The organism is Pseudomonas vranovensis DSM 16006, assembly GCF_000425805.1.
GTDB lineage: Bacteria > Pseudomonadota > Gammaproteobacteria > Pseudomonadales > Pseudomonadaceae > Aquipseudomonas > Aquipseudomonas vranovensis.
Genome location: NZ_AUED01000003.1, coordinates 195,655 through 220,317 on the forward strand (window position 1 = coordinate 195,655; position 24,663 = coordinate 220,317).

Sequence of the window (24,663 nt, forward strand, 5' to 3'; positions counted from 1 at the left end):
CGGACCTTCAGTCCGCCCAACTGCATCAACGGTAGCTTATTCCAGGTTTGGCCGTGCTGACACGGGTACCGGCAGTACCTTTGACGATATCTTCGATGTCAGCCAGCGAGCCAATCACCGCGACCTTGCCGGTGTTGCGGGCAAACTCGCAGGCGGCCTGGACTTTCGGGCCCATGGAACCAGCGGCAAAGCCCAGGCGTTCCAATTCGTCAGGGTGAGCCTCGGCGACGGCCTTCTGGGTCGGTTTGCCCCAGTCGATATAAGCCGCATTGACGTCGGTGGCGATCACCAGCAGATCGGACTTGAGCTCCTGGGCCAGCAAGGACGAGCACAGGTCTTTGTCGATCACCGCTTCCACGCCGCTGAGCTTCTTGCCGCTCTCGTCGTACATGGTCGGGATACCACCACCGCCGGCGCAGATCACCACGGTTTTCTTTTCCAGCAGCCAGGTGATCGGACGGATTTCAAAAATGCGTTTTGGACGTGGGCTGGCGACCACTCGGCGGTACTTGTCACCGTCGGGTTTGACGACCCAGCCCTTTTCCTTGGCCAGGCGCTCGGCGTCTTCCTTGCTGTAGACCGGGCCGATGAACTTGGTCGGGTCCTGAAAGGCCGGGTCCTTGCCATCGACTTCAACCTGGGTCAGGAGCGTTGCGAACGGCACTTCGAACTCGAGCAGGTTGCCCAGTTCCTGTTCGATGATGTAGCCGATCATGCCTTCGGTTTCAGCACCGAGCACGTCCAGTGGATAGGCTTCGTCCGGCTTGTAGGATTGCGCTTGCAGCGACAGCAGGCCGACTTGCGGGCCGTTGCCGTGGGCAATGACCAGTTCGTTGCCCGGATGGATCTTGGCGATCTGCTCGGCGGCGATGCGGATATTGGCGCGCTGATTGTCCGCAGTCATGGGTTCGCCACGGCGCAGCAGGGCGTTACCGCCCAATGCAACAACGATACGCATGATGGATTCCTTCTAGCAAAGGGGGGTGTAGGAGCGGGCGTGCCCCGCGATAAAGCTTTCGTGGGGCACGCCCGCTCCCACAGGATTACAAGTCAGCGAGGGTCGAAACCAGAATCGCCTTGATGGTGTGCATGCGGTTCTCCGCTTGCTCGAAGGCGATGCAGGCTGGGGACTCGAACACGTCGTCGGTGACTTCGATACCGTTGGCCAGGTTCGGGTACTGCTCGGCGATCTGCTTGCCGACCTTGGTGTCGGAGTTGTGGAACGCAGGCAGGCAGTGCATGAACTTGGTCCGTGGGTTGCCGGTGGCTTTCATCAGCTCGGCGTTGACCTGGTAGGGCAGCAGTTGCTGGATACGCTCGGCCCAGGCTTCAACCGGCTCGCCCATCGATACCCAGACGTCGGTGTGGATGAAGTCGACCCCCTTGACCGCGGCTTTCGGGTCTTCGGTCAGGGTGATGCGTGCGCCACTTTCTTCCGCGTATTTCTTGCAACGTGCGACCAGGTCGTCATGGGGCCACAGGGCTTTGGGGGCGCAGATACGCACGTCCATGCCCAGCTTGGAACCGACCAGCAGCAGCGAGTTGCCCATGTTGTTGCGGGCGTCGCCCAAGTAGACGTAGCTGATCTCGTGGATTGGCTTGTCGGCGTGCTCACGCATGGTCAGCACGTCGGCGATCATCTGGGTCGGGTGGTATTCGTCGGTCAGTCCGTTGAATACGGGAACGCCTGCGAACTTGGCCAGCTCTTCGACGATTTCCTGCTTGAAGCCACGGTATTCGATGGCGTCGTACATGCGGCCCAGGACACGGGCGGTGTCCTTCATGCTTTCTTTGTGGCCGATCTGCGAGGAGTTGGGGTCGATGTAGGTGACGTTGGCGCCCTGGTCGTAGGCGGCCACTTCAAAGGCGCAACGGGTGCGGGTCGAGGTTTTCTCGAAAATCAGCGCAATGTTGTTGCCTTTGAGGTGCTGCTGCTCGGTGCCGGTGTACTTGGCACGTTTCAGGTCGCGGGACAGGTCCAGCAGGTAGCGCAACTCGCGAGGGGTGTGGTGTTCCAGGCTCAGCAGGTTACGGTTGTGGATGTTGAACGCCATGATGATTCTCCTTGGATGCGGTGATCGGCCCGGCCGGCACCGGGTAGGTGCGGCCGGGTTGATGGTCGTTTAGTAGTCGATAGGGTCACGAACGATTGGGCAGGTCATGCAGTGACCGCCGCCCCGGCCCCGGCCCAGTTCGCCGGCGCTGATGGTGATGACCTCGATACCGGCCTTGCGCAGCAGGGTGTTGGTGTAGGTGTTGCGGTCGTAACCGATGACCACGCCAGGCTCCACGGCCACCACGTTGTTGCCGTCATCCCACTGCTCGCGTTCGGCGGCAAAGCTGTTGCCACCGGTTTCGACGACGCGCAGTTTCTTCAGGTTGAGGGACTCGGCCACCACTTCGATGAAGGTTTTGTTTTCGCGACGCACGTCCATGCCATACGGCTTGCTGCTGTCTGGACGGATGACGAACGGTACGATTTCCTTGACCACTTCAGGGAAGACAGTGACCAGGTCGCGATCGCAGAAGCTGAATACGGTGTCCAGGTGCATCGCTGCACGGGACTTCGGCAGGCCGGCGACGACGACTTTCTCGACAGCGCCTTTGGCGAACAGCGATTGCGCCAGTTGGCCGATGGCCTGGCGCGAGGTGCGCTCACCCATACCGATCAGTACCACGCCGTTGCCGATCGGCATGACGTCGCCGCCTTCGAGAGTGGCCTTGCCGTGGTCCTGGTCAGGGTCGCCGTACCAGACTTCAAAGTCGGCACCGGTGAACTCGGGGTGGAACTTGTAGATGGCGGTGGTCAGCAGGGTTTCCTGACGTCGCGCCGGCCAGTACATCGGGTTGAGCGTTACGCCGCCGTAGATCCAGCACGTGGTGTCGCGAGTGAACTGGGTGTTGGGCAGCGGGTCCAGCAGGAAGCTGGAATGGCCCAGGTAGTCGCGGTACATCTTGATGACACCGGAGCCTTCGCTCTCCGGCAGGTCTTCACCGGCCACGCCGCCGATCAGGAACTCGGCCAGATGACGTGGTTCCAGGCCTTCGAGCCAGCTGCGCACTTCGTTGGTCAGGCCGACACCGACGGTGTCCGAAGTGATCTTGCGGTCCAGGATCCATTTCAGTGCTTCAGGTTGCGCGACGATGTCGGTCAGCAGGTTGTGCATCTCCAGCACTTCGATGCCGCGCTCGCGCATTTTGGTGACGAAATCGAAGTGGTCGCGCTTGGCCTGGTTGACCCAGATGACGTCGTCGAACAGCAGCTCGTCGCAGTTGCTCGGCGTCAGGCGCTGGTGCGCCAGGCCAGGGGAGCAGACCATTACTTTGCGCAGTTTGCCGGCTTCGGAATGTACGCCGTACTTAACTTTTTCCGTGGACATGGTTCATTTCCTCCAAGTTTCGAATACGGGGGTTACAGAGTCAGGAAGCCGTCGTAGAGACCATAGGCAGCCACCAGGGCGCCTACTACCACGGCGGCGAAAAGCAGTTTCTCCACGTTGGTAAAGATGGGTTGGCCGATCTCGCGCTTGGCCTTGGCGAACAGGATCACGCCAGGGGCATAGAGCAGGGCCGAGAGCAGCAGGTATTTGACGCCACCGGCGTACAGCAGCCAGATCGCGTAGACCAGGGCGATGCCGCCGATGATCAGGTCTTTCTTGCGTTCGGCCAGGGCTTGTTCATAGGTTTCGCTACGCCATGCCAGCAGGAAGGCATAGGCCGCCGACCAGAGGTAAGGCACCAGGATCATCGAGGTGGCGAGGTAGATCAGCGACAGGTAGGTACTGGCCGAGAACAGGGTGATGACCAGGAAGATCTGCACCATGGCGTTGGTCAGCCACAGGGCGTTGGCCGGCACATGGTTGGCGTTCTCGCGGCGCAGGAACTCCGGCATGGTGTGGTCTTTGGCAGCGGCGAACATGATCTCGGCGCACAACAGTACCCAGGAGAGCAGGGCACCGAGCAGCGAGATGATCAGGCCGACGCTGATCAGCACTGCACCCCAGTGGCCGACCACGTGCTCAAGCACGGCTGCCATCGAAGGGTTCTGCAGTTTGGCCAGCTCAGGCTGAGTCATGATGCCCAGCGACAGCACGTTCACCAGTACCAGGAACAGCAGCACGGTGATAAAGCCGATCACGGTGGCCTTGCCCACGTCCGAGCGTTTTTCGGCCCGTGCCGAGAAGATGCTCGCGCCTTCGATGCCGATGAACACCCAGACGGTGACCAGCATCATGTTGCGCACCTGGTTCATCACGCTGCCCAGGTCCGGGTTCATGGTGCCCCAGATGTCAGCGGTGAAGATGTCCAGTTTGAAGGCGAACAGGGCGATCAGGATGAACAGTGCCAGTGGCACGACCTTGGCCACGGTGGTGACCAGGTTGATGAAGGCCGCCTCCTTGATGCCGCGCAGTACCAGGAAGTGTACGGCCCACAGCAATACCGAGGCGCCGATGATGGCCGCCGGGGTGTTGCCCTCGCCAAAGATCGGGAAGAAGTACCCCAGGGTACTGAACAACAGGACGAAGTAGCCCACGTTGCCCAGCCAGGCACTGATCCAGTAGCCCCAGGCCGAGGAGAAGCCCATGTAATCGCCAAAGCCGGCCTTGGCGTAGGCATACACCCCGCCATCAAGGTCCGGCTTTCGGTTGGCCAGGGTCTGGAACACAAATGCCAGGGTCAGCATGCCGATGGCGGTGATACCCCAGCCGATCAGAACAGCGCCGACATCGGCACTGGCAGCCATATTTTGTGGCAGCGAAAAGATACCGCCGCCGATCATCGAGCCGACGACAAGTGCAACCAGGGCACCGAGTCGTAGTTTTCCGGGAGCGTCTGACATTGAATAACTCCGTACCGGGAGAAGAGATGACGCTAGAGTAAATCCAGCGGCGAAGTCATAAGCTGATTCAGGTCAGTTCATGGGGACATTCCATTGCAGTTCATCGACTGAAAGAGCCTCCCGGAGTATGCCGACGGCAATACTGCAAGCCTTGCGCACTGGCACCTCCATGGTGATTTAGAGCATTCGCTCTGACAGGCTGCGAGATTTGAAGCTAGTCCGTTTCACAGGTTTAGCAAATTTTTAGCGAGAATTTTTCTTATTACCTTGAAGCGGTGGAGATAGTGCACAAAACTCACCAAATAGTTCGTCTGGCATAGACGTCATAGTTATGAGCGCTATAGTCTTAAAGGCCAATAACATATAAACGCGAACGTACCTGCTTTATTTAACTCAGGGTGCCGCCCTGAGGTTACAAAGACGAGACAGAGAGGGGATCTGCATGTCCGAATCAGGACAAAAACTGCGCCTTGGCGCGTTGATCGCGCTGGTGGTCGGCTCGATGATCGGCGGCGGGATTTTTTCCCTGCCGCAGAACATGGCTGCCCGCGCTGACGTTGGCGCTGTATTGATCGGTTGGGGGATCACGGCGGTCGGTATGCTGGCCCTGGCATTTGTGTTCCAGACCCTGGCCAACCGCAAGCCGGAGCTCGACTCGGGGGTCTACGCCTACGCCAAGGCCGGTTTTGGCGACTACATGGGATTTTCATCTGCCTGGGGCTACTGGATCAGCGCCTGGCTGGGCAACGTGGGTTACTTCGTGCTGCTGTTCAGCACCCTGGGCTTTTACTTTCCGGTGTTTGGCGAGGGCAACACGCCGATCGCCATTGCCTGTGCTTCATTGCTGCTGTGGGCAGTGCATTTTCTGGTGCTGCGTGGCATCAAGGAAGCAGCGTTCATCAACCAGGTGACCACCGTGGCCAAGATCGTGCCGCTGGTGATGTTCATCGTGATTGCCGCCGTGGCCTTTCGCGCCGATATCTTCACCCGTGACATCTGGGGCTTGAGCAACCCGAAATTCGGCAGCGTGCTCGATCAGGTGCGCAATATGATGCTGGTGACGGTATTCGTGTTCATCGGTATCGAAGGTGCCAGCGTGTACTCGGGGCGTGCGCAGAAGCGCTCGGACGTGGGCAAGGCCACGGTGATCGGCTTCATCGGCGTGCTGGCCTTGCTGGTGATGGTCAACGTCCTGTCGCTGGGCGTCATGACCCAGCCAGAGCTGGCGGCATTGCAGAACCCGTCGCTGGCGTCGGTGCTGGAGCACATCGTCGGGCCGTGGGGGGCATTGCTGATCAGCATCGGCCTGGCGATTTCGTTGCTCGGGGCATTGTTGTCGTGGGCATTGCTGTGTGCCGAGATCCTGTTTGCCACGGCTCGTGACCAGACCATGCCGCGTTTTCTGGCCCATGAAAACGCCAACCATGTGCCGTCCAATGCGCTGTGGCTGACCAACATCATGATTCAGCTGTTCCTGCTGATCACACTGTTTTCGGCGGGCACCTACACCAGCCTTATTTACCTGGCTTCCTCGATGATCCTGGTGCCGTACCTGTGGTCGGCCGCGTATGCCGTGCTGCTGGCGGTGCGGGGAGAGTCGTATGGAGGGAGCCCTGGCGCACGGCGCAAGGACCTGGTGATTGCCGCCATCGCCCTGGTGTATGCGGTCTGGCTGCTTTACGCCGGGGGCTTGAAGTACTTGCTGTTGTCGGCACTGTTGTATGCGCCGGGCGTGATCCTGTTTGCCCGGGCCAAGCACGAGCAGGGACAGTCGCTGTTCACCCACTGGGAGAAAGTGATTTTTGCTGCAGTGCTGGCGGGGGCTGTGTTGGCGGCGTATTCGCTCTATAGCGGAATGCTCACCCTGTAGAAATGGATTCGCCGAGTTACGACCGCTTTGCGGTCGATCGCCGGCAAATCCGCCTCCCACAAAGTCTGGGCAACACCGTCACTTTTAGCACTGTTCAGGGGCTGCTTCGGGTCGCGACCAGATCCACAGGTTGCCCAGGGCCATGCCGCCAATGGCCAGGAATACCGGCCAACCGTGGTCCAGGAACACCAGCATCACTGTTGCACACAGCACCATGCTGGCGGTGGCGCTGAGCTTGGCGCGTCGCTGGATGACCTTGCCGTTGCGCCAGTTATGCAGGATCGGGCCGAACAACCGGTGGTTCTCCAGCCAGGCGCTCAGGCGCGGAGAACTGCGGGTGGCAGCCCAGGCGGCAAGCAGGATGAACTCGGTGGTGGGCAGTCCGGGCACGACGATGGCGACCAGGCCGATGGCCAGGCTGACGTAGGCCAGAAGGCCAAACAGCAGGCGCGAGAGTTTGGAGGCGGCAGGGCGGGTCATGGGCTTTTCAGGTGCACGGGCAAGGCCCGGTTACCACGAGGGTAACCGGGTACGGTGCATCAGGCCAGTTCGGCTTTAGGCGCAGTCGCGTAGGCATGTTTGAGCAACTCGGTGAAGCGCTCGAAGGCAGCCACGGCGCCTTGTTCGGCCTTGGCTTCTTCTTCCGGGCTCAGTTCCAGGCCGTCGAGGATGCGGGTGAATTGTTTCCAGCCTTCGGCACGGCCACCGGCCGGTTCGCCCAGGTGACGAGCGCCGAAAGTATCCGACAGGCCCAGTCCAACTGCACGCTTGATCAGGAAGGCGGCGCCGAGCTTGGAGCCTTCGGAGACGAAGATCCAGCCCATGGCTTCACCCAGGCTCGGGCTTTGCACCGCACCCGGGAAGGCGTCAGGAATGACGGTGTCCAGGTCGGCCAGGTCGAGGGCAGCCTGTTCGGCACGGCAGCGTTCGGCCAGGTCGGGGACGATGGCGGTCAACTCAGGGTTGGTGTACAGCGCCTTGAGTTCGTTCTGGAACAGGTACTGGGCCACCACGAAACGGGCGAAGCTTTCGCGGGTCTCGAATGGGGCATGGGATTTGACCAGTGCATCCAGCTCGGTATGCGGGGCATGGGTCAGCTGGTTGAGGCGTTGCGAACGCAGGCTGGCGCGTTCGGTGGTGGTTGCGGCGGTCATGGTGATTCCTTGCGAAGTGGGCGTGCCTAGTGACTAGACGAAACAGAAGACGCGCGACAGTAAAAAAACCTCACCCCTAGGGAGGCCTGTCTTGAACCACGACCGCTGCGCGGTCGATCGCAGGCTGTCGCCAGCGGCTACATCGGTAAATCTGTAGCCGCTGGCGAGAAACGAGGCTGCGATCGGCCGCGCAGCGGCCGTATTCCAGGCACCATCAGGATTGCTGGATGCACTGGCCTGCGAAACCTCTACTAAATGTCCCAGACCAGGTTGATGGCGAAATTGCGCCCTGGCATGGTCAGGCGATCCAGGTTGGCCGGCGAGGTCACCGCCGCTTCACCCAGGCCGTCGTAGCCGCGCACGTCATCCCACTGCCAGTATTTTTTGTCGGTCAGGTTGTACAGGCCGGCGTTGACGGTGATGTCGTCGGTGACCTTGTAGAAGCCGGCAAGGTCGAGCACGCCGTAGCCGGGAGTGCGGAACTGCTGGCTGGCACCGTCGGGGGCGAAGAAGGTGGTGTCGTCGACACGGTCCTTGCGCTTGACCAGGGTCCAGCTCAGCAACGCGCCGTACTGCTCCTGCTCGTAGCCCAGGCCCATCACGGCGGTCAGCGGGTTGACGCTGTTGAGCGGTTGGCCGGTGTCGTCGTTGCGACCACGGGCGTAGGCGATCGAGCCCTGGGTATAGAGACCTTGCGCGGCACCGAAGTGGTCCAGGTTCAGGCGGCCCTTGAACTCGGCACCCTTGATGGTGGCGTGCTTGATGTTGTTGGCCTCGAAGGTCTGGCCCAGGTTGCTGCCCTGCACGGCGTCTTCGTTGATGAAGTCGCGATACTTGTTATAGAACACCGCCACGTCGAAATTGCCGGCGTCGAAGTTGCCGCGCAGGCCGGTCTCGTAGCTCTTGCTCTTTTCCGGCTCAAGGTCGGAATTGCCGCGCACGCTGTAGCCCAGGCCCGGGTTCTCAAAGCGGCCATACAGCGACTTCGCGGTGGGGGTGCGGAAACCTTCGGCGTACTGGCCATACCAGGTGTAGTTGTCGTCGAAGGCGTAGGTTACGCCGAACTTGGGCGATACCCGGTTCCAGGTTTTCTCGTCATCGTCCACCGGGTCAGTGCTCGACGCACCGATACCGCGCAGGAATTCGTCGGTCATGTGCGGCTTGAGCTGGGTGTAGTCGTAGCGCACACCCGGCAGGAAGGTCCATTGGTTCCAGCGTATCTCGTCCTGGGCAAACAGGCTGTAGGTGTTGACGGTCGGGTCCGGGAAGTCGCTGACCAGTGCCTGGCTGTCGTTGACGCTGATCTGGCCGATGGCGCGGCACGCACCACCGACGTTCAGGCAGGTGCCGGTGCCGCTGCGCGAGCCCGTGACCTTTTCGTTCTTCAGGGTGGTGCCGTAGGTCAGCAAGTGCTCGGTTTCACCGACGCTGAAGGCTTTGTCCAGCTGTGCGTCGAAGACCCACTGGCGGTCCTTGTAGGTGGTCTTGCGGTCACGGGCTACCTGGCGGCCGGAGGCAAAGTAGATTTCATCGGTGCGCTGGTCGGTCTTGCCGATCTGGTAGTTCAGGCTCCACTTCACATTGTCGGCCAGCAGGCTGCCCAGGGCGAACTCATGGTTGATGCCGAAGCGCTCGCGGGTCACCACGTCGTTGCCGGTGCGGTCGCGGTATGAGTTCATGGCACCGAAGCCCGGGATGAACGGCCCGCCGACGGCGCTCTTCTGCTCCAGGTCGCGGTCATCCTTGTACTTTTCATAGGTGAACGCCAGGCGCGAATCGTCGGCGTAGTTCCAGCCGGCCTTGGCCAGGATGTTGGTGGTGCGCACATCTTCGGGGTTGGCTTCGGTGCGCTCGAGGCCGGTACCGCCGTGGCCACCGTAGGACTCGGTCTCATGGCCATTGCGCTGGCTCAGGTGCAGCAGGCCGTCGAAGTCGCCCTGGCGGCCGGCGACGGTGGCTGAATTCAACCAGCTTTCGTCGGCCGAGCTGTAGCCGGTCTTCAGGCGTGCGCCGACATCCTTGCCGGGCTTGATGATGTCGTCGGGGTCGAGGGTGAAGTAGCTCACAGCACCGCCGATGGCGTTGCTGCCGTACAGCACCGAGGCCGGGCCACGAAGAATTTCCACGCGCTTGACGATTTCGGGGTCGACGTAGTTGCGCTGGGTCTGGGCGTAGGGGCCGAAGAAGAAGCTGTCGGGGATCGACACGCCGTCGATCTGGGTCAGTACTCGCTCACCGTCGATACCGCGGATGTTGTAGCCGTTCAGGCCACTGCGCTGGCCGGTGCCACTGACCGAGACGCCCGGTTCGTAGCGCACCAGTTCCTTGATGTCGTTGACGTTCTGGCGGTCCAGTTGTTCGCGGGTATGTACGCTGACGGTGCTCGGTACCTGGCTGATGTCCTGGGCGCTACGGGTGGCGCTGACCGTGATCTGCTGCAGGGCGATGACGTTGGAGGTGCTGCGCTCGATCACCACGTTGCCGCTGCCCAGGGTGCGATAGTTCAGGCCGGTGCCGGCCAGCAGTCGCTTGAGCGCAGCCTCGGGCTTGAGAGAGCCCTGAACGCCTGGCGAGGCTACGCCTTCGGCCAGTTCGGCAGACAGGCCGACCTGCCAGCCGGTAACGGTGGTAAAGGCATTGAGGGCCGATACCAGCGGTTGCTGGGCAATGGCAAAGCGGTAGTCACCCATGCGCGGCGCAGTTGCCTGGGCAGGTTCGGCGGCCAGGGCCGGCAAGCTGCAGGCGCCGCTGGTGAGCAACGCCAGGGTCAACAGGGAGAGCGTGCAACGCTGCAGGCCGGGTTTACGAGAAGTGTCTGAAGACCGACGAGTAGAACCAGTGGACATCGAAAGCGCTCCCTGTCGCGCGAAGTTATAGGTATGGCCGATTCAAAAATAAGAATCAGTTGCATTGGCTATAACGAGACGTTTCGGTTCAGGGAATCGCGTAAAAATAATTGCAGATCAGTTGAGAATGACCACGGCGGGGAACTCGTGCAACTGGGCCGACGTGATGTGGGCCAGGGCGCGCAAGGTCTCGATCGGTTGATCCAGGCGGTAGTTGCCGGTGATCGCGACCTGCTCCAGGCGCTCGTTGCGCGAGATGATCATGCCTGGGTAATAGCGGCGGATTTCAGCCAGCACCTGCTCAAGTGGGCAGTTTTCGAAAATCAGCCGGCCGTGGACCCAGGCCAGGTCTTTTTGCGGATCGACCCGCTCGCGCTGGCCAAAGCCGTTGGGACCGATGCGGATGCTGTCGCCGCTGGACAGGCGGATGTGCTGGTCGCTGCTGGCGCGCAGGTCGATATCGCCACGCTGCACGCGGACCTGGGCCTCGCCGTTGAGGTAGCGCACGGCAAAGTCGCTGTCGCGCACGCTGGCACGCAAGGGGCCGGCTTGCAGTTCAAACGGTTGGGCCATGCCGGCGGGTACCTCGAAGAACGCTTCGCCCTGGTAGAGGCGGGCGACGCGCTGGCGATTGTCGATATCGCTGGAGAAAGCCGAGTTGGTGTTGAGCAACACCTTCGAGCCGTCTTCGAGTTGCAGTCGCTGGCGCTCGCCGACCACGGTCAGGTGATCGGCTTGCAGGCGTATCGGTACATTGCCCACGGTGAAAACCCCGACCAGCAACACAGCGGCAGCTGCCAGCGGCTTCCAGTGCGGACGCAGGCGGGCCAGGCGCGAAGGGCGATTGGTCTGGGCAATCTGGGCAGCGGCCTGGCGTAGCGTGTCGCCCTGCCATAGGGCTTCGGCTTCGACATAAGCCTGGGCATTGGCCGGGTCGGCCTCGAGCCAGGCTTCAAAGGCGAGGGTGTCTTCAGGCGTGGCGCATTGCAGGCGGATCAACCAGTCCAGGGCCTGGTCCATGGCACTGTCGCAGGCAGCCGAGTCTGGCGGCGAAGGGCGATGAGGGGCGCTATCGGTCACGGAGAGTCCTGGAAGGTCTTGTCGTTGTATTTATGATCAAGCGTTATGGCAGCGCTGGCAACCCACCGTCAGTCGCGGTTCAGGCGATTGGCGACACCTACACAGATGGCCATGATCAGTTTCAGTTCCTTCTGGACTGTACTGGCGGAAACGTTGAGCTGCTCGGCGATCTCCAGGTAACTGGCGCCGTGCAATCGGCTGAGAATGAAAATACGCTGCTGGCGTGGGGTCAACTGGCCGAGGCTGACACTCAGGCGCTTGAGCAGTTGTTCGGCGTGGGCGGCGTCTTCGGCGCTGCTGCTGGGGGCGGCGACGTTGTGCAGAATTTGTTCGGGCACATCATCGACCAGGTTGCGAGCCTGGGCGCGGCGCGCGCGCAAATGGTCCAGCGCCAGGTTGCGGGCGGTCTGGAAAACAAAAGGCTCAAGGTGCTCGATGGGGCGCTCGCCGAGGGCACGGGTGACGCGCAGGTAGGTCTCTTGCAGCAGGTCTTCGGCGGTGCTCGGGTTATCAACCATGCGTTGCAGGGTGCGCAGCAGGCTGACTCGCTGGGCGAGAAATACAGTGTTGAACTGGGACTGGCTCACAGTGATACCCGAGCAATGCGAAGCGAATGATAATGCTTATCATCTTTGCATAGGTCAAGTCTGTAATGCCTGCAGGAGCGGACTTGCCCCGCGAGGGGCCATTCCAGCCACCGAATCCGTGTGGTCTGGAAGGGTGGGCCGCGGGCAAGCCCGCTCCTGCCGCGCGCCTGTTCTATCGGGCGCTGCACAGCGCCAGGCAGTTATCCAGCATGCGGTTGGAGAAACCCCATTCGTTGTCATACCAGGCCAGCACCTTGAGCATGCGGCCGCTGGTGCGGGTGTGGTTGGCGTCGAAAATCGACGACAGCGGGTTGTGGTTGAAGTCGCACGACACCAGCGGCAGGCTGTTGTAGCCCAGCACCCTGGAGTGTCGGCTGGCCTCCTTGAACAGGGCGTTGACCTCGTCGGCAGTGGTCTCGCGCGCAAGGTTCACGGTCAGGTCCACCAGCGATACGTTGATCACCGGTACGCGCACTGCCATGCCCGTCAGTTTGCCCGCCAGTTCCGGCAGCACCAGCCCCACGGCCTCGGCCGCACCGGTCTTGCTCGGAATCATCGACTGGGTGGCCGAGCGCGCACGGAACGGGTCGCTGTGGTAGACGTCGGTCAGGCTCTGGTCATTGGTGTAGGCATGAATGGTGGTCATCAACCCTTGCTCGATGCCCAGTTCGCGGTGCAGCACCTGAGCCAGGGGCGCCAGGCAGTTGGTGGTGCAAGAGGCAGCCGAGATGATCTGGTGGCCGGCCCGCAAGATATCGTGGTTGACGCCATACACAATGGTCGCATCGGCACCCTTGGCCGGTGCCGAGATAATGACTTTGCCCGCCCCGGCAGTAAGATGGGCGGCTGCCTTGGCGCGATCGGTGAATAGCCCGGTGCACTCGAATACCACATCAATGGCTTCGGCTTTCCACGGCAGTTCCGCCGGGTTGCGGATGGCACTGACAGCAATGCGGTCGCCATTGACGGTCAGGCTTTCATGATCGGATTCGACGTCGGCAGCAAAGATGCCGTGGACGCTGTCGTACTTGAGCAGATGGGCATTGATCGCGCTGTCACCCAGGTCATTGATCGCGACGACCTGCAGGTCCTGGCGGTAGCCTTGGGTATAGAGTGCGCGGAGGATGTTGCGGCCAATGCGGCCAAAGCCATTGATTGCGATGCGAAGGGTCATGGAGCTACCTCTGGCAGACCGGGTTAAGCCCGTGGCAAATGAAGAATTGCTTCACTGCATCTGATTTTGTTGTTGGAATTACAAGATTATTCGTAAAAAAATAGAAAACAAGCCTTTTTGCTGGCAGTATTTTGTTCAATCTACAACGAGCGATCGGCCAAGCCGTCCCTCCCTCGACACTCGCCCCTGCCTTTGAGCCTAGGTGGCGATTGCGGATAAGGGAAACGGCCGCAGAGGTCGCAATCACCGATAGCCTGGAGTCCAGTACATGCATCCGCGCATTCTTGAGGTCACCCAACGGCTGATCGACCGCAGTCGTCCCACCCGCGAACGCTACTTGCAGTTGATTCGCGGCGCTGCCAGCGACGGGCCGATGCGCGCCAAGCTGCAATGCGCCAATTTCGCCCACGGTGTGGCGGGCTGTGGCACCCAGGACAAAAACAGCCTGCGGATGATGAATGCGGCCAACGTCGCCATCGTCTCGGCCTACAACGATATGCTCTCGGCCCACCAGCCCTACGAGCACTACCCCGAACAGATCAAGCAGGCACTGCGCGACATTGGTTCGGTTGGCCAGTTCGCCGGCGGTGTGCCGGCCATGTGCGACGGCGTCACGCAGGGCGAACCGGGCATGGAGCTGGGTATCGCCAGCCGCGAAGTGATCGCCATGTCCACCGCCATCGCCCTGTCGCACAACATGTTCGATGCCGCATTGATGCTGGGCATCTGCGACAAGATTGTGCCCGGCCTGTTGATGGGCGCGCTGCGCTTTGGTCACCTGCCGACGATTTTCGTGCCGGGCGGGCCGATGCCCTCGGGTATTTCCAATAAGCAGAAGGCCGACGTGCGCCAGCGCTATGCCGAGGGCAAGGCCAGCCGCGAGGAGTTGCTGGAGTCGGAAATGAAGTCCTACCACAGCCCTGGCACCTGTACCTTTTATGGCACCGCCAACACCAACCAGTTGTTGATGGAAGTGATGGGCCTGCACCTGCCGGGTGCCTCGTTCGTCAACCCGTACACGCCGCTGCGCGATGCCCTGACCATCGAGGCGGCGCAACAGGTCACGCGCATGACCAAGGCCAGCGGCGACTTCATGCCGCTGGGCGAGATTGTCGACGAGAAGTCCCTGGTCAACTCCATCGTCGCCCTGCACGCCACGGGTGGTTCGACCAACCACACCCTGCACATGCCGGCGATTGCTCAGGCAGCCGGGATCCAGCTCACCTGGCAGGACATGGCCGAGCTGTCAGAGGTGGTGCCGACCCTGTCCCATGTGTATCCAAACGGCAAGGCCGACATCAACCACTTCCAGGCGGCGGGCGGCATGGCGTTTCTGATTCGCGAACTGCTCGACGCCGGGTTGCTGCACGAAGACGTCAACACCGTGGCCGGTCATGGCCTGCGTCGTTATACCCAGGAGCCGTTCCTGCAGGAGGGCAAGCTGGTGTGGCGCGAAGGTCCGCAGGCGAGCCTGGATGAAGCCATTCTGCGTCCGGTCGCGCGACCGTTCTCGCCTGAAGGCGGTCTGCGGGTGATGGAAGGCAACCTGGGCCGTGGTGTGATGAAAGTCTCCGCCGTGGCCCCTGAACACCAGGTTGTCGAAGCGCCGGCGCGCGTATTCCACGACCAGCAGGCACTGGCCGATGCCTTCCAGGCGGGTGAACTGGAATGTGATTTTGTTGCGGTGATGCGCTTTCAAGGCCCACGCTGCAACGGCATGCCCGAACTGCACAAGATGACTCCGTTCCTGGGCGTGCTGCAGGACCGCGGCTTCAAGGTGGCGTTGGTGACCGATGGGCGTATGTCGGGTGCTTCGGGGAAAATCCCGGCGGCCATACATGTGTGCCCCGAAGCCTTTGACGGCGGGCCGCTGGCGCGGGTACGCGATGGCGATATCGTACGGGTCGACGGCGTTGCCGGCACCCTGACGGTGAAACTCGACGCCGCGACCCTCGCCGACCGGGAAATTTCCGCGGCGCCCAGCGGTAACGACCTGGGCTGTGGCCGTGAACTGTTCGGCTTCCTGCGCATGGCCCTGAGCCCGGCCGAGCAAGGCGCCAGCGCCTTCACCTCGGCGCTGGAGACGCTCAAATGAAGCGCGCCCTGGTCGGTGATATCGGCGGTACCAACGCACGCTTCGCCCTCTGGGAAAACAACGCCATGCATTCGGTGCAGGTGTTTGCCACCGCCGACTACACCAGCCCGGAGCAGGCCATTGGCGCCTACCTGGCGGCCCAGGGCCTGGCCAGGGGCGAGCTCGAGGCCGTCTGCCTGGCGGTGGCCGGGCCTGTGAGCGGTGATGAGTTTCGCTTCACCAACAACCACTGGCGGCTCAGTCGCCAGGCGTTCTGCAGGGCCCTGCAGGTCAAACAACTGCTACTGATCAACGACTTCACCGCCATGGCCCTGGGCATGACCCGGTTGCAGGCCGACGAGTGCCGCGAGGTATGTGCGGGTGTTGCCGATGCCGGGCGCCCGGCGGTGGTGATCGGCCCGGGTACGGGGCTGGGCGTGGGCACTTTGCTGGCCCTGGGTGACGGCCGCTGGATGGCCTTGCCCGGGGAGGGCGGGCATGTCGATCTGCCGGTGAGTACCCCGCGTGAGGCGCAGATCCACCAGCAGATTGCCCTCGAGACAGGGCACGTCAGTGCCGAGACTGTGCTCAGTGGCGGTGGCCTGTTGCGCTTGTACCAGGCTGTCTGCGCGCTGGACGGGCAGCAGGCAACACTGCAGAGTCCGGCGGCGATTACCGATGCGGCCCTCGCGGGCGATCCCGTGGCGTTGGCGGTTATCGAGCAGTTCTGCCGCTTTCTGGGGCGTGTGGCGGGCAATAATGTACTTACCTTGGGTGGGCGTGGCGGTGTTTACATTGTTGGTGGTGTGATCCCGCGATTCGCCGAGCTGTTCTTGCGCAGCGGGTTTGCCGAAAGCTTTGCCGACAAGGGCTGCATGAGCGGTTACTTCAAGAACGTGCCGGTGTGGCTGGTGACGGCGGAATTCTCCGGATTGCTCGGCGCAGGCGTGGCTCTGGAAGGAGTCAACGCGTGAGTAAGTCGATACTGATGGTCGACGACGATCAGGAGATTCGCGAGCTGTTGCACACTTACCTCAGCCGTGCCGGTTTCCAGGTCACTGCCGCCTCCGACGGTCGCGGTTTTCGCCAGGCCCTGGATAGCGGCGAGTGGGACCTGGTGATTCTCGACGTCATGCTGCCCGATGAAGACGGCTTCAGCCTGTGTCGCTGGGTGCGCCAGCATGGGCGTCTGGCCCAGGTGCCGATCATTATGTTGACCGCCAGCTCCGATGAGGCCGACCGGGTGATCGGCCTGGAGTTGGGCGCCGATGACTACCTGGGCAAACCCTTCAGCCCACGCGAATTGCTGGCGCGCATCAAGGCCTTGCTGCGCCGGGCCGGGTTCGGCCAGGAGCGCAACGGGGGCGATGTATTGGCCTTTGACGAGTGGCGCCTGGATACGATCAGCCACCGCTTGTTTCATCGCGACGGCGAGGAGGTAATTCTCTCTGGTGCCGACTTCGCCTTGCTCAAACTGTTTCTCGATAACCCGCAACAGATCCTCGACCGCGACACCATCGGCAACGCCACCCGCGGGCGCGAACCCATGCCCCTGGACCGTATCGTCGACATGGCTGTCAGCCGCCTGCGCCAGCGCCTGCGCGACACTGACAAGCCGCCGCGGCTGATACGCACCATTCGCGGCAGCGGTTACCTGCTGGCGGCCAGCGTTGCGCCCGCGCACTGAGCGGCGCCGGCGTCTGCCACTGCCGCGCTCGCTGCTGGGGCGCATGCTGCTGTTGACCTTGCTGGTGGTGCTGCTGGCCCAGGGCCTGTCGAGCCTGATCTGGCTGTCGCAATTGCGCGCCAGCCAACTGGAAGGACTGGTGGCCAGTGCCCGCAGCCTGGCCCACTCGATGAGCGCCAGTGTCAGCTATTTTCGCTCGCTGCCGGTGGCCTACCGGCCCATGGTGCTGGACCAGTTGCGCAACATGGGCGGCACCCGTTTTGTGGTCTCGCTCAATGACAAACCCCTGGAGATGCAGGAGCTACCTTCGACTGTGCGCAAACAGGCGGTGATCACCGCCGTCGATGAGGTGCTGCACCAGCGACTGGGCCAGCAACTGGAAATCTCGGTGAAGTTTGTCAGTCCTCAGGATCTGCGTATCTTCAACAGCGGCCTGAAACTCGATGAACTGCCGCGCTCCTGGGCGCACTATGCCTTGACCCTGGAGCCGATCAATCCGCCGGTGCTGGTGATGCAGATTCACCTGGGCGAAGGCGAGTGGCTGTACATCGCCTCGCTGCTGCCTGAACCCTACACCAGCCTTGAGGAGCAGGAACTGCCAGCCCAGCAGGTCTGGTTCATTCTCCTGACCAGCTTCTTCCTGCTGTTGTTCATCGGCTTGCTGGTGCATTGGCAGAGCCGCCCGCTCAAGCGTCTGGCCCTGGCTGCGCGGGAGATGTCGCTGGGGGCGGATGTCGAGCCGGTCACCGAAGGTGGCGGCAGCGAGGTAGAGGAGGTGGGGCGTGCCTTCAATGCCATGCGCGAGCGTATCAGTCGCTACCTGACCGAGCGCAGTCAGTTGTTCAGTGCTATCTCCCATGACTTGCGTACGCCAATCACCCGCCTGCGCCTGCGCGTCGAGTTGCTCGATGACGAGGCCGTGCAGGCCAAGTTCAGCCGCGACCTAGATGAACTGGAAATGCTGGTCAAGGGTGCGCTGCAATGTGTGAAAGACACCGACATCCACGAGAACATCGAGCGCATCGACCTGAACCAGGTGCTGGAGTGCCTGGTCGAGCCGTACCTGAGCAGCGGCAGGATCACCCTGGAAGGACGAGCGATGGCGCCCTATCCGGGCAAGCCGCTGGCGCTCAAGCGCTGCATGGGCAACCTGATCGACAACGCCTTGAAGTATGGTGAGCGTGCGCACCTGCGGGTGATCGACAGCGGCAGTGGGTTCGTTCTGCAGGTCGACGATGAAGGCCCTGGAGTGCCCGAGCAACGCCTGGAGCAAGTGTTCGAACCGCATTTTCGCCTGGCGGGCCAGCAACAGGGCTACGGCCTGGGCCTGGGTATCGCGCGCAATATCGCTCACAGCCATGGCGGTGAGGTGAGCATGCGCAACCTGCGCGAAGGCGGCTTGCGCGTGACCTTGAGCTTGCCGCGCAGCGGTGACTGAGCCGCTGGCCAGGCGAATGTCACCAGTTGGTGACATTCGCGCATCCCTTCGTTACGTCCCCTCGATCAACCTCTGTTTAGACTCCGATGCAAGCGCAAGCAGCATGACTTGCACCTGCATAACAACAAGAAAAGGTTTGCCCTCAATGAATGCGATCAATCGTCTCGCCGCTGTCATTTCCCTTGCCTCCTTGTTGCCCCTGAGCGCTGTTGCCGCCGATGCCGGTACGGTTGAAGTGCTGCATTGGTGGACCTCCGGCGGCGAAGCCAAAGCCGTCGAAACGCTCAAGGCGCAGGTGCAGAAAGACGGCTTCGTGTGGAAGGACAACGCCGTGGCCGGTGGCGGCGGGGCCGCTGCCATGACCGTGCTCAAGACGCGCGCGATCTCCGGCAATCCACCGGCCGCCGCACAGATCAAAGGCCCGGATATCCAGGAGTGGGGCGCACTGGGTTTGCTGACTGAACTCGATGACGTCTCCAAGGCCAACAACTGGGATGCGCTGCTGCCCCGGAAGGTGGCCGAGATCATGAAGTACGACGGTCACTACGTGGCCGTGCCGGTAAACATCCACCGAGTCAACTGGCTGTGGATCAACCCCCAGGTGTTTGCAAAGGCCGGTGCCAAGGTGCCCACCACCCTTGACGAACTCTTCGCCGCCGCCGACAAGCTCAAGGCTGCCGGTTTCACTCCCCTGGCCCATGGCGGGCAGCCCTGGCAGGACAGCACCGTGTTCGAGGACCTGGCCTTGAGCATCCTGGGGCCGAAGGATTATTACGCCGCCTTTGTCGAACTGGACGAAAGCACCCTGACCGGCGAGAAGATGGTCGAGGTGTTCAAGACCTTGCAACGCCTGGGCACCTACATGGACCCCAACCGGGCCGGGCGTGACTGGAACATTGCCGCTGCCGAGGTCATCAGCGGCAAGGCCGGCATGCAGATCATGGGCGACTGGGCCAAGAGCGAGTGGACCGCTGCCGGCAAGGTGGCGGGCAAGGATTACGAGTGCGTGGCCTTTCCCGGCACCCAGGGCAGTTTTGCCTACAACATCGACTCGCTGGCGATGTTCAAACTCAAGAACGAGAACGACATCAGGGCCCAGAACGACCTGGCCAAGGTCGCCCTGGAGCCGCAGTTCCAGACCGTGTTCAACCAGAACAAGGGCTCGCTGCCGGTACGCCAGGACATGGACATGAGCCAATTCGATGCCTGTACCCAGAAGTCGGCGCAGGACTTCAAGGAGGCCGAGAAGGGCGATGGCCTGCAGCCGAGCATGGCCCACAACATGGCGACTTCCCTGGCAGTGCAGGGGGCGATCTTCGATGTGGTGACCAACTTCCTCAATGACCCGAAAGCGGACCCCGCAACGGCGGTCAAACAACTGAATTCGGCGATCAAGTCGGCCAAGTGAATCTGGCCTGATCGCGGCGCAAGCCCTGCTCCCACACTTCTTTGTAGGAGCGGGCTTGCCCCGCGAAACACCCCATACGAGATACTTCCGATGAGCACTGTTGCCACAATCAACAAGGCCTCCCCCCTCGACGCCCTGCAGCGCTGGCTACCGAAACTGGTGCTGGCGCCGAGCATGCTGATCGTTCTGGTGGGCTTCTACGGCTACATCCTCTGGACCTTCATCCTGTCGTTCACCAACTCGAGCTTCATGCCCAGCTACAAGTGGGTGGGTCTGGCGCAGTATGCGCGTCTGATGGAGAACGACCGCTGGTGGGTGGCGAGCAAGAACCTGCTGGTGTTCGGCGGCCTGTTCATCGTCATCAGCCTGGTGATCGGCGTGCTGCTGGCGGTGTTGCTCGACCAGCGCATCCGCCGCGAAGGGTTTATCCGCACCGTGTACTTGTACCCGATGGCGCTGTCGATGATTGTCACCGGCACCGCCTGGAAGTGGTTGCTCAATCCAGGCCTGGGCCTGGACAAGATGCTGCGCGACTGGGGTTGGGAGGGCTTTCGCCTGGACTGGCTGGTGGACCCTGATCGGGTCGTCTACTGCCTGGTTATCGCTGCAGTGTGGCAGGCCTCGGGCTTTGTCATGGCACTGTTCCTGGCGGGGTTGCGCAGTGTCGATCAGTCGATCATCCGCGCCGCGCAGGTCGATGGTGCGAGCCTGCCGAGCATCTACCTGCGCATTGTGCTGCCGAGCCTGCGCCCGGTGTTCTTCAGTGCGCTGATGATTCTTGCGCATATCGCCATCAAGAGTTTCGACCTGGTCGCGGCGATGACCGCAGGTGGCCCGGGTTATGCCTCGGACCTGCCGGCAATGTTCATGTATTCCTTCACCTTCAGCCGTGGGCAGATGGGCATGGGCTCGGCCAGCGCGATCCTGATGCTCGGCGCAATCCTGTCGATCCTGGTGCCTTACCTGTATTCGGAACTGAGGAACAAGCGCCATGACTAGATCCCTGGCTCCTCGCTCGCTTTCCTTCAGCCGCCTGGCGATCTACTCGACGCTGCTGCTGGCCTGCGCGCTGTACCTGGTTCCGCTGATTGTCATGCTGCTGACCAGCTTCAAGTCACCAGAGGACATCCGCACCGGCAACCTGCTGAGCTGGCCCGAGATGATCACCGGGATTGGCTGGATCAAGGCCTGGGACATCGTCGGTGGCTACTTCTGGAACTCGGTGAAGATTACCGTGCCAGCCGTGGTGATCTCGACCCTGCTGGGCGCCTTGAATGGCTATGTGCTGTCGATGTGGCGCTTTCGCGGTTCGCAACTGTTCTTCGGGTTGTTGCTGTTCGGTTGTTTCCTGCCGTTCCAGACCGTGCTGCTGCCGGCCTCGTTCACTCTCGGCAAGCTGGGGCTGGCCAGCACCACCACGGGCCTTGTGCTGGTACACATCGTCTATGGCCTGGCCTTTACCACGCTGTTTTTCCGCAACTACTACTGCAGCGTCCCGGATGCCCTGGTGCGGGCGGCGCGGCTGGATGGGGCAGGGTTCTTCACCATTTTCGGGCGGATCCTGCTGCCGATGTCGGTGCCGATCATCATGGTCTGCCTGATCTGGCAGTTCACCCAGATCTGGAACGATTTTCTCTTCGGTGTGGTCTTCGCCAGTGGCGATGCCCAGCCGATCACCGTGGCCCTGAACAACCTGGTCAACACCAGCACCGGGGTCAAGGAATACAACGTCGACATGGCGGCGGCGATGATCGCCGGGTTACCGACCCTGTTGGTCTATGTGCTGGCTGGCAAGTATTTCCTGCGCGGGCTCACGGCCGGCGCGGTCAAGGGGTGAATCACTATGGCAACGCTTGAGCTGCGCAACGTCAACAAGACCTACGGCAGTGGTCTGCCGGATACCTTGAAGCATATCGACCTGTTGATCGATGCGGGAGAGTTCCTGATCCTCGTGGGGCCTTCCGGTTGCGGCAAATCGACCCTGATGAACTGTATCGCAGGGCTCGAACAGATCACGGGTGGAGCGATCCTGGTGGACGACGCCGACATCAGCGGCATGAGCCCCAAGGACCGCGACATAGCCATGGTGTTCCAGTCGTATGCGCTGTACCCGACCATGAACGTGCGTGACAACATCGCCTTCGGCCTGAAGATGCGCAAGATGCCGGCGGCAGCCATCGACGAAGAGGTGGCGCGGGTGGCGAAGCTGCTGCAGATCGAGCACCTGCTCATGCGCAAGCCCGGCCAGCTCTCCGGTGGCCAGCAACAGCGGGTGGCCATGGGCCGGGCGCTGGCGCGGCGGCCGAAGATCTACCTGTTCGACGAGCCGCTGTCCAACCTCGACGCCAAGCTGCGAGTGGAGATGCGCACCGAGATCAAGCTGATGCACCAGCGCCTCAAGACCACCACGGTGTACGTCACCCACGACCAGATCGAGGCCATGACCCTGGGTGACAAGGTGGCGGTGATGAAGGATGGCCTGATCCAGCAGTTCGGAACGCCGCAACAGATCTACAACGATCCGGCCAACCTGTTTGTCGCAAGCTTCATCGGCTCGCCGCCGATGAACTTCATTCCCCTGCGACTGCAACGCAAGGATGGCCGCCTGCAGGCCTTGCTCGACAGTGGCCAGGCCCGATGCGAACTACCCTTGGGGATCAGTGATGCGGGCCTTGAGGAACGTGACGTGATCCTTGGCATTCGTCCCGAGCAGATCGCCCTGGCGCCGGCCCAGGCCAATGGCTTGCCGGGTATTCGTGCCCAGGTGCAGATCACCGAGCCTACCGGCCCCGACCTGCTGGTGTTCGTCACGCTCAACCAGACCAAGGTGTGCTGCCGTCTGGCGCCGGATGTACCGACCCGGGTTGGTGACACCTTGAACCTGCAGTTCGATCCGGCGCGGGTGCTGTTGTTCGATGCCGCCACGGGTGAGCGCCTGGGGGTGAGGGCCGAGCCGCAGCAGGCAGGCAAAGGCAACGTGGCCCAGTTCAAGGGCCGCTGAATTCGTAGTAGAGCGTAAACCCATCGAGAACAATAAAACGAGGAAACAAGGGATGGATCACTTCAAACACATCTTGCCGCTGGGTTCCTTGACCCTGCTGGCAGCGCTGGGGGCAAGCGGTGGCGCGCAGGCTGCCGGTGCCTTTGCACCGGAGTCGAAATGGATGAGCGGCGACTGGGGCGGTACGCGTACCGAGCTTCTGGAGAAGGGTTACGACTTCACCCTGGACTACGTCGGTGAAGTGGCCGGCAACCTCGATGGTGGCTACAACGACGACAAGACAGCGCGCTACAGCGACCAGTTCGCCCTCGGCGCGCACCTGGACCTGGAGAAGATCCTTGGTTGGCATGATGCCGAATTCAAGTTGGCGATCACCGAGCGCAGCGGGCGCAACCTGTCCAATGACCGCATCAGTGACCCACGCGCCGGCCAGTTCAGTTCGGTGCAGGAGGTGTGGGGGCGCGGCCAGACCTGGCGCCTGACCCAGATGTGGATCAAGCAGCAGTACTTCGATGGTGCGCTGGATGTCAAATTCGGCCGTTTCGGCGAGGGCGAGGACTTCAACAGCTTTCCCTGCGACTTCCAGAACCTGGCGTTCTGTGGCTCCCAGGTGGGCAACTGGGTGGGCGGCATCTGGTACAACTGGCCGGTGAGTCAATGGGCGCTGCGGGTCAAATACAACATCACCCCCGAGTTCTTCGCCCAGGTTGGCGTGTACGAGCAGAACCCTTCCAACCTTGAGACCGGCAATGGTTTCAAACTCAGCGGCAGCGGCACCAAGGGCATGATCCTGCCGGTGGAGCTGGTGTGGTCGCCCAAGGTCAACGAACTGCCGGGCGAGTACCGCCTGGGCTACTACTACAGCACCGCCAAGGCCGACGATGTGTACGAGGACGTGAACGGCCAGCCCCAGGCTATTACCGGCAACGACTTCAAGTCCCATTCCAGCAAGCACGGCTGGTGGGTCGTGGCCCAGCAGCAGGTCACCGCGCACAACGGCGACGCCAGCCGTGGCCTGAGTCTGTTTGCCAACTTCACCGTGCACGACAAGGCCACCAACGTGGTCGACAACTACCAGCAGGTGGGCTTGGTCTACAAAGGTGCGTTTGATTCGCGGCCCAAGGATGACATCGGCTTTGGCGTGGCACGCATTCATGTCAACGATGATGTGAAAGACCGGGCCGAACTGCTCAATCAGCAGAGCGGTATCAGCGATTACGACAACCCCAATTTTGTCCCGATCCAGGAAACCGAATACAACGCCGAGCTCTATTACGGTTTCCATGTGACTAACTGGCTGACCGTGCGGCCGAACCTGCAGTACGTCAAGCGCCCGGGTGGCGTGGATGAGGTGGACAACGCGCTGGTCGCGGGATTGAAGATTCAGTCGTCGTTCTGAGGCAATATGTTGTAAATTTACGCCATATTGCGGCCGCATCGCGGGGCAAGCCCGCTCCTACGGTAGGAGGGGGCTTGCCCCTGCGACGAGGCCCTCACTAACAAC

At 61.8% G+C, this 24,663-nt stretch carries 20 protein-coding genes; 10 read left to right on the forward strand and 10 right to left on the reverse strand.

Features of this window, described 5'->3' with window-relative positions; all coding sequences use genetic code 11:
- Window positions 1-25 precede the first annotated feature (25 nt).
- The 4 genes from arcC to arcD (H621_RS0107950) form a co-directional block, all read right to left on the reverse strand.
- Window positions 26-958 (reverse strand): carbamate kinase, encoded by a 933-nt coding sequence (gene arcC / locus H621_RS0107935; protein WP_028942867.1) that lies wholly within the window; start codon window positions 956-958, stop codon window positions 26-28.
- 85 nt (window positions 959-1,043) lie between these two features.
- On the reverse strand, window positions 1,044-2,054 hold the full coding sequence (locus tag H621_RS0107940) for an ornithine carbamoyltransferase (RefSeq protein WP_028942868.1): 1,011 nt from the start codon (window positions 2,052-2,054) through the stop codon (window positions 1,044-1,046).
- 69 nt (window positions 2,055-2,123) lie between these two features.
- Complete coding sequence (gene arcA, locus H621_RS0107945) at window positions 2,124-3,380, reverse strand: arginine deiminase (RefSeq protein ID WP_028942869.1); 1,257 nt, start codon at window positions 3,378-3,380, stop codon at window positions 2,124-2,126.
- 32 nt (window positions 3,381-3,412) lie between these two features.
- Window positions 3,413-4,840 (reverse strand): arginine-ornithine antiporter, encoded by a 1,428-nt coding sequence (gene arcD / locus H621_RS0107950; protein ID WP_028942870.1) that lies wholly within the window; start codon window positions 4,838-4,840, stop codon window positions 3,413-3,415.
- 442 nt (window positions 4,841-5,282) lie between these two features.
- Between arcD (H621_RS0107950) and arcD (H621_RS0107955) the strand changes: the two genes are divergently transcribed.
- Complete coding sequence (arcD, locus tag H621_RS0107955) at window positions 5,283-6,710, forward strand: arginine-ornithine antiporter (protein WP_028942871.1); 1,428 nt, start codon at window positions 5,283-5,285, stop codon at window positions 6,708-6,710.
- 84 nt (window positions 6,711-6,794) lie between these two features.
- Here arcD (H621_RS0107955) and H621_RS0107960 read toward each other — a convergent pair whose 3' ends face one another.
- The 6 genes from H621_RS0107960 to gap form a co-directional block, all read right to left on the reverse strand.
- Window positions 6,795-7,190, reverse strand: a complete 396-nt coding sequence (locus H621_RS0107960; RefSeq protein ID WP_028942872.1) for a YbaN family protein — start codon at window positions 7,188-7,190, stop codon at window positions 6,795-6,797.
- Window positions 7,191-7,249: 59 nt separating this feature from the next.
- A complete protein-coding gene (locus tag H621_RS0107965) occupies window positions 7,250-7,864 on the reverse strand; it encodes a biliverdin-producing heme oxygenase (RefSeq protein WP_028942873.1) in 615 nt (204 codons plus the stop codon).
- Between the two features lie 251 nt (window positions 7,865-8,115).
- Complete coding sequence (locus H621_RS0107970) at window positions 8,116-10,710, reverse strand: TonB-dependent receptor (protein WP_028942874.1); 2,595 nt, start codon at window positions 10,708-10,710, stop codon at window positions 8,116-8,118.
- A 117-nt stretch (window positions 10,711-10,827) separates the two neighbouring features.
- Complete coding sequence (locus tag H621_RS0107975) at window positions 10,828-11,790, reverse strand: FecR family protein (RefSeq protein WP_028942875.1); 963 nt, start codon at window positions 11,788-11,790, stop codon at window positions 10,828-10,830.
- 68 nt (window positions 11,791-11,858) lie between these two features.
- Window positions 11,859-12,377, reverse strand: coding sequence for an RNA polymerase sigma factor (locus H621_RS0107980; RefSeq protein ID WP_028942876.1), 519 nt, complete (start codon window positions 12,375-12,377; stop codon window positions 11,859-11,861).
- A gap of 172 nt (window positions 12,378-12,549) precedes the next feature.
- A complete protein-coding gene (gene gap / locus H621_RS0107985; RefSeq protein WP_028942877.1) occupies window positions 12,550-13,551 on the reverse strand; it encodes a type I glyceraldehyde-3-phosphate dehydrogenase in 1,002 nt (333 codons plus the stop codon).
- 268 nt (window positions 13,552-13,819) lie between these two features.
- Here gap and edd point away from each other — a divergent pair, with 268 nt between their 5' ends.
- The 9 genes from edd (at window position 13,820) to H621_RS0108030 (ending at window position 24,558) form a co-directional block, all read left to right on the forward strand.
- The gene (gene edd / locus H621_RS0107990; RefSeq protein WP_028942878.1) at window positions 13,820-15,646 is read left to right on the forward strand and encodes a phosphogluconate dehydratase; all 1,827 of its coding nucleotides are present in this window, start codon (window positions 13,820-13,822) and stop codon (window positions 15,644-15,646) included.
- Window positions 15,643-16,599, forward strand: coding sequence for a glucokinase (locus H621_RS0107995; protein WP_028942879.1), 957 nt, complete (start codon window positions 15,643-15,645; stop codon window positions 16,597-16,599). Before edd ends, H621_RS0107995 begins: the two co-directional genes overlap by 4 nt.
- Before the next feature lie 14 nt (window positions 16,600-16,613).
- Window positions 16,614-17,312 carry a response regulator gene (locus H621_RS0108000; RefSeq protein ID WP_036989630.1) on the forward strand — a complete coding sequence of 233 codons (699 nt, stop codon included), beginning with the start codon at window positions 16,614-16,616 and terminating at the stop codon, window positions 17,310-17,312.
- A 43-nt stretch (window positions 17,313-17,355) separates the two neighbouring features.
- On the forward strand, window positions 17,356-18,750 hold the full coding sequence (locus H621_RS0108005) for an ATP-binding protein (RefSeq protein ID WP_280643230.1): 1,395 nt from the start codon (window positions 17,356-17,358) through the stop codon (window positions 18,748-18,750).
- 145 nt (window positions 18,751-18,895) lie between these two features.
- Complete coding sequence (locus H621_RS0108010) at window positions 18,896-20,158, forward strand: ABC transporter substrate-binding protein (protein WP_028942882.1); 1,263 nt, start codon at window positions 18,896-18,898, stop codon at window positions 20,156-20,158.
- A gap of 90 nt (window positions 20,159-20,248) precedes the next feature.
- Window positions 20,249-21,157, forward strand: a complete 909-nt coding sequence (locus H621_RS0108015; protein WP_028942883.1) for a carbohydrate ABC transporter permease — start codon at window positions 20,249-20,251, stop codon at window positions 21,155-21,157.
- A complete protein-coding gene (locus H621_RS0108020) occupies window positions 21,150-21,995 on the forward strand; it encodes a carbohydrate ABC transporter permease (RefSeq protein ID WP_028942884.1) in 846 nt (281 codons plus the stop codon). The genes H621_RS0108015 and H621_RS0108020 overlap by 8 nt, the downstream gene beginning before the upstream one ends.
- Window positions 21,996-22,001: 6 nt before the next feature.
- A complete protein-coding gene (locus tag H621_RS0108025; protein WP_028942885.1) occupies window positions 22,002-23,159 on the forward strand; it encodes an ABC transporter ATP-binding protein in 1,158 nt (385 codons plus the stop codon).
- 52 nt (window positions 23,160-23,211) lie between these two features.
- Complete coding sequence (locus H621_RS0108030) at window positions 23,212-24,558, forward strand: carbohydrate porin (protein WP_028942886.1); 1,347 nt, start codon at window positions 23,212-23,214, stop codon at window positions 24,556-24,558.
- Window positions 24,559-24,663 lie beyond the last annotated feature (105 nt).